General features: G+C 48.7%; 4 protein-coding genes and 1 pseudogene. 3 read left to right on the top strand and 2 right to left on the bottom strand.

All coding sequences use genetic code 11. The features are described 5' to 3' along the window. The 3 genes from ABNT28_RS09585 to trxA all read left to right on the top strand — a co-directional run. The coding region (locus tag ABNT28_RS09585) for a PD-(D/E)XK nuclease family protein (protein ID WP_348721468.1) at window positions 1-716 on the top strand (716 nt) is incomplete at its 5' end. Next, window positions 709-4,197 carry a double-strand break repair helicase AddA gene (gene addA / locus ABNT28_RS09580; protein ID WP_332923642.1) on the top strand — a complete coding sequence of 1,163 codons (3,489 nt, stop codon included), beginning with the start codon at window positions 709-711 and terminating at the stop codon, window positions 4,195-4,197. The genes ABNT28_RS09585 and addA, both read left to right, overlap by 8 nt. 40 nt (window positions 4,198-4,237) lie before the next feature. Next, window positions 4,238-4,558, top strand: a complete 321-nt coding sequence (gene trxA, locus ABNT28_RS09575) for a thioredoxin (RefSeq protein WP_332923641.1) — start codon at window positions 4,238-4,240, stop codon at window positions 4,556-4,558. 70 nt (window positions 4,559-4,628) lie between these two features. Here trxA and ABNT28_RS09570 read toward each other — a convergent pair whose 3' ends face one another. Together ABNT28_RS09570 and ABNT28_RS09565 are read right to left on the bottom strand one after the other, a co-directional pair. Further along, window positions 4,629-5,996: a bifunctional folylpolyglutamate synthase/dihydrofolate synthase gene (locus tag ABNT28_RS09570; RefSeq protein ID WP_332923640.1), complete on the bottom strand. Its 1,368-nt coding sequence runs from the start codon at window positions 5,994-5,996 to the stop codon at window positions 4,629-4,631. Beyond that, a pseudogene (locus ABNT28_RS09565) lies at window positions 5,996-6,184 on the bottom strand (acetyl-CoA carboxylase carboxyl transferase subunit beta); the annotation flags it as partial. The pseudogene ABNT28_RS09565 and the gene ABNT28_RS09570, both read right to left, overlap by 1 nt.

The raw sequence follows: 6,184 nt of genomic DNA, 5'->3' as shown, positions 1-6,184 counted from the left end.
CTGATGCGGCTTTGCGTGGTACGCTATTTCATAATGTGCTTGCTGATTTTACCCGTACATTTCCATCTGGGTCATTGCCTGATAACGCCTATGCGACATTACTGGCTATTGGTAAGGCGCATTTTGCTGACCAGTGGTCAACGCCCGCTATCCGGTATTTCTGGTGGCCTCGGTTTGAGATGGTTGCAGGTTGGATTATAGAGACCGAAAAGCAACGCCGGAGTGATCTTGCATATATATATGCTGAACAGAAAGGTAGCACCATATTGACGGGGCCAGCAGGTCCTGTTGAACTATCGGCACGTGCAGACCGGCTGGAAAAAACCAAAGACGGGGCATGGCATATAATTGACTATAAAACCGGCATTGCCCCGTCAAAGCGTAAAGTGGCTGCTGGTCGCGCCACGCAGTTATTGATCGAAGCGCTAATCGCATGGGATGGCGGTTATGACGATCAGCTAGGCTGTGACATAGCCAAGATGCAATATTGGAAACTAAGCGGTCGGAAAGGCAAGATTGGCGACATTGATGATGTGTTACCTGATGACATAACACCAGAAAATACGCGTGCAATGATGCAGGCGCTTATCACCCTTTATGACAATCCTGACATTGCTTATCCAGCTGAACCAAATACCAAATATAAGCTGACCTATAATCCCTATAGGCATCTTGCACGGATAAGTGAATGGCAACAGGAGGGGCATGATGAATGATCTCATTCAGCGTGCCAGTGTCGAACAGGCGCGTGCATCCGATCCACAGGCGTCGGTCTTTGTCTCGGCGAATGCCGGAACGGGTAAAACGAAATTACTGACCGACAGGGTTCTACGTTTGCTTTTGTCGGGTGCCACAGCAGATGGCATTTTATGCGTCACCTATACGCGCGCGGCGGCGGCCGAGATGCGCAACCGTATTTATACACGGCTTGCTCAATGGGCAATTATTTCGACAGCTGATCTGACCATAGATTTGCAATCAATGGGAATCATGGCGCCAACACAGGCGAATATCCGTCTGGCGCGTATGTTGTTTGCCAAGATACTGGATAACGACAGTGGTCCTCGCGTTGAAACCGTTCATTCATTCTGTCAGTCAATTTTGCGCCGTTTTCCGATTGAAGCAGGTATTGCTCCCAATGCGAGTCTGGCAGATGACGCCGAGCAAGGTCGTCTGAAATCTATCGCCAAAGTTGCGGTGATGAACAGCTTGGAATCCAAAGTCCAAATGGCTGTGGCAACTATTGCCAATCAAAGTTCTGAAGACCAGGCAACCGAAATTCTTGCTGAGTTTTTGCGACAAGTGCCCAATCTGGATGATGACGATATAATATCGCAATTACAGGTGCATTTTAGGGATGATCTTGGCGTGCCGAATGCTGATTTTGTTGAACAGCAAATTGCAGATACACTGGCAAACATTGATGTTGAGGCATTGCGTGCGGCGGCGGCGACCTTGCAAAATGCCAAAACGGAATCTCAACGTGAACGTGGCGCGGCTTTTTTTGCATGGCTGGCACTTGATAGCGATATGCGTATAACCAGACTAGATGTGCTAGTTGACGCGCTGTTTACGGCAAATGGCCCCCGTTCAGAACGCAGCCTATCTAATGCTGCCGTTCGTGCCGAATATCCACCTGTTGTTGATGTTCAACTTGCTGTCATAAATATATTGATCCCAATTTTGCACATGACAGCAACGGATCGATGCCGTGAGTTAACCGAGGCAATATACATATATGGTGCCGCGTTTCAGCGTCACTATCAGCGTTTAAAAGAAAGCCGTGGTCTGCTAGATTACGATGATCTTATCACCGTCACCAATCGGCTTCTTGAACAAAGCGAGGCTTCACAATGGGTCGCGTGGAAACTTGATAACGGCATTGATCATGTTCTTGTTGATGAGGCCCAGGATACAAGCCCTGCACAATGGACTTTGTTAAGTCGTCTTGTTGAGTCATTTTTTGATGGCAGTGATATGCCTGTAGCTGTCAATGCGGATTACGCAGAGGTTGGAAAGGGGGGTAGCCTGCCACGGAGTGTCTTTGCGGTTGGTGATTTCAAGCAGTCGATCTATTCGTTTCAAGGTGCAGACCCGAAAGTGCTTGGCCAAAACCGGGCATTGTTGCGTGATAAAGCTGATTCTGCTGGGATTGATTTTCGCACTTTATCCTTGTCAGTATCGTTCAGATCAACGTCACCTATACTTGGTCTTGTCAATGGTTTGATCCCTGATCTTGATGGTATTCAGGATTTTGTCAGCCATGATTTGGCACGCCTTAATAAAGGTGGGTTTGTCGAAGTCTGGCCTCTTATCGACGCGCTTGTTGCTGATGAAAAGATAGAGGGTTTTGTACCTGCTGACATATCCTCAATGCAAAGCGCCTCGGCCATAGCGGCAAGCCATCTGGCGCAAACACTAAAATCATGGATTGGGATCCGGCCTTTGCCATCATCTGACGCTGATCATGGATCAAAAACGGTCAGGGCAGGTGACATTCTTATTTTGTTGCGTAAGCGCGATGTTTTTTTTGAACAGGTGTTGGTTGCACTTCAAGAACAAGGGGTTGCTGTTGCGGGTGCTGACCGCATGCGGCTTGTGGATCAAATTGAAATTCAGGATTTACTGGCCTTGGGTGATGTTGCGCTTTTGCCTGACGATGATTTGCAACTTGCTGCGGTCCTGAAATCACCTTTGTTTGGCATCAGTGAAGACCAACTGTTTGATCTTGCCCATGACCGGGGATCGCACAGTTTATTTCATCAACTCATGCGCTATCTGGGCAGTAATAAATCGCTTGGCCATATTGCCGACCGTCTTGAACAGTGGTGTAACATGGTCGATAGGGGGTCAGTTTTCTCTTTCTACAGTAATGTTCTTGTTGATGGTGGCCGTGATAAATTTCGTGCGCGCCTTGGCTCGTCGGTTGATGAGGCACTTGATCATTTTCTGGCAGTTGCACAAAGCTATGGCGAATCTGGCGGGGTTTCTCTTACGGCCTTTCTGGCAGCAGTACGCGCTGGTGGCGGTGAAGTAAAACGCGATATGGATGCTGGTAATGTGGATGAAGTGCGCGTCATGACTATTCATGGTGCCAAGGGGCTTGAAGCACCTATTGTAATTTTGCCTGATATGTTGCGGCATAGCGCGCCCCATTCATCGCTGACAACAGGTGAAGATAAACAGTTTGTCTATTGGGAAGCAGGCAGTCGTTTGCGGCCTCCCTTTCTTGAAGCGGCGCGCCAGAAAACAAGTGATTTACGTGCCGAAGAAGATAACCGCTTGCTGTACGTGGCTTTGACGCGTGCACGCGATGGGCTGGTAATAGGAGGATGGGAAAAACAGAATTCACGGTGGCTTGAAAATAGTCCCTATAGCAGGATAAAGGCATATTTAGCAGCACATCCGGATGTCATTGAAGATGAGGGTGGCGTCTTGCGTCATATTGTTGAGACTGTCTCTGAAACTGTATCTGAGTCTGAACCCGCATCCTGTTCAAAGCCTGATGGCGACGCACAAACACATGTTCCAGCTATGGCAAGAGAACCAACTGATACCAGCTGGTTGCACCAACCAGCACCCGACTTGCCGCCTGATAGTCGTCCATTGCGACCATCGGAACCAGCCAATCTTTATGCGGCGCATCCATTGGGATTTGGGATGATAGATAGCAGAAGCCAAGCTGTAGCTCTTGCACGCGGACGGCTTGCACACCGTTTATTCGAGGTCTTGCCAGTAATGCCTCAGGATCAGCGTCATGCTGTTGCAGAACGAATGATCGCGGCGGTTGACATGTTGACACCTGATCAAGGAGAACAGCTTAAAAGTGAGGTTTTTGTAATTTTGAATGATCCGCGCTTTGTCGATCTGTTTGGCGCTGATGCGCTTGCCGAGGTGCCTGTGACTGGCATGGTGCGTGATCGGGGTGTGTCTGGGCAGATTGACCGACTTTACGTTGGTGATGACATCGTCATTCTTGCTGATTTTAAAACTGGAATTATGCAAGATGTTGAGCCTCCCGAAGCCTATCAACGTCAAATGGCACTTTACGCGGCTTTGATTGCAGAAATTTTTCCTGACAAGCCAATTGTGTGCTGGCTCATTTGGACCGAAACAGCTAGGCTTCAGGAAATAACCGATACAATGCGCGCTGCGGCGCTCGGGCGTGTTTTTGGTGAGATTGAAACCAGCTTATAATTAATTCACTTAGCAAGGTAAACAAGGTAGGAAAACCATAATGGCGACAACAAAGACAACTGATAGTGATTTCTCGACGCAGGTTTTACAAGCTGATAAACCAGTGCTTGTTGACTTCTGGGCAGAATGGTGTGGTCCATGCAAGGCGATTGGCCCTGCGCTTGAGGAAATATCTGAAACTAAAGGTGATAGCCTTTCAATCGTAAAACTGAATATTGATGAAAATCCGCTTACCCCACAGCAATATAATGTACGCGGCATTCCAACTTTGTTAATTTTTAAAGATGGCGCTGTTGTTGCTGAAAAAGTTGGTGCTTTGCCAAAGTCGCAACTCGAAAACTGGATTGATCAATCGATTTAACATTGGGGCTCTTGGCCCAACATCATAATCCATATCTGGTCGGCTCCAGATATTTGAAGCGCTACTTGTGTCAAACGGGTAGCGTTTTATTTTCTTTTAGAATATGCCCTGCCAGATACAGCGATCCACAAATAATAACAGGCTGGTTGGTATCAGCGTGCGTTAAGGCTTCCTGTATCGAACCCACAGGTGATGCGGCAAGCTCTATAGATAATGCCGAAGCAGCTAGTTCGTTGGCTGTAAGAGATGCAGGCTGATCAGGGATAGTCAACGTATAGACATGTCCAGCAATGCTACTTATGGGTGCCAAAAATTCGCTTGGATCACGTGTGTTTAACGCGCCACAAATGACTGTCCATTGGCCATCATGAATTTCGGGAAGCGCGGCTGCCAGTGCTTTTGCCCCATGTGCATTATGGGCACCGTCTAGCCAAATTGACTGATCTGGCAAAAGGGCGGTTAGGTCACCCTTATCCAGTTTCTGTATCCGACCTGGCCATGTGGCATTGCCAAGCCCGGCAATAATGGTCTCGGGTGCCAGATTATGACTGGAACCAAGCGCATGAATAAGTGCGGCGGCGGCAAGGCTGGCATTATCAATCTGATGCGCGCCTAGCAAGCTGGGTTTTGGCAGTGACAGTTCGGTTTCAGACAGGTGCGTATTGTCAAAGGCAAGTGTTATGCGCCCATCAGCGGTCTGACGCCCATTGAAATCGATTGCCGCGCTGTAAAGCTGTGCACCAATGCCAGAAGCATGCGCGACAATTTCATGCGCCACAATTGCCTCTTGTTGGGCGCTGAAACAAGGCGTGTTGCTGCGCATGATGCCTGCCTTTTGCGAGGCGATTGTTGCCAGATCTTTGCCCAGAAAATGCTCATGGTCGCGTGCAATAGGCGTGATGATTGTCGCCAACGGTGCATCCAGAACATTGGTCGAATCAAGGGTGCCGCCAAGCCCCGTTTCCAATAATAACAAATCTGCATCACTACGTGAAAAGGCCAGCATGGCGGCGGCGGTTGTTACTTCAAAAAAGGTGACTTCATTAGTGCCATTGACGGCTTCGACTTCCTCTAGAAGATCAGCTAGCGCGCCGTCGCTGATTAATGCGCCTGCCAGTCGGATACGTTCGTTAAATCGGCATAGATGCGGTGAGCTATAGACATGAACGCGTAACCCGCATCCTTCGGCCATTGCGCGCATATTGGCAATGACTGACCCTTTGCCATTTGTGCCTGACACGTGAATTGTGGGTGGTAATGCCTGATGTGGATTGCCCAGTCGCTTTAAAAGCGCAAAGGTTCGATCAAGCCCCAGATCAATAAGCTTTGGATGCAGTTCGGCAAGCCGGTCAAGTGCATGTTGCGCGCGCAACGCATCATGCGCACACTCGCCACCAGTCTGGCTGGATGCAGATTCAAAAGGATGAATACCGGTCATTAAGCCGCCTTGCTATTTCCCATCAGGAAGTCAAGGATTCGACCAATATAAGTGCTTTGATCACTTCGAGCCACAACACTGTCAACCATTCCATGCTCTTGCAGATATTCTGCAGTCTGAAAATCATCAGGCAGTTTTTCACGAACTGTTTCTTCAATCACGCGCCGTCCACCAAACCCGATAATGGC

The sequence above is a fragment of the uncultured Candidatus Puniceispirillum sp. genome (assembly GCF_963979125.1).
Taxonomy (GTDB): domain Bacteria; phylum Pseudomonadota; class Alphaproteobacteria; order Puniceispirillales; family Puniceispirillaceae; genus Puniceispirillum.
This window is presented reverse-complemented; position numbering and strand designations above follow the sequence as displayed.

Bases quoted from the DNA above. Each gene is read 5' to 3' on its own strand.
- trxA (WP_332923641.1), top strand. From the start codon at position 4,238: ATGGCGACAACAAAGACAACTGATAGTGATTTCTCGACGCAGGTTTTA.
- addA (WP_332923642.1), top strand. From the start codon at position 709: ATGAATGATCTCATTCAGCGTGCCAGTGTCGAACAGGCGCGTGCATCC.
- ABNT28_RS09570 (WP_332923640.1), bottom strand. From the start codon at position 5,996: ATGACCGGTATTCATCCTTTTGAATCTGCATCCAGCCAGACTGGTGGC.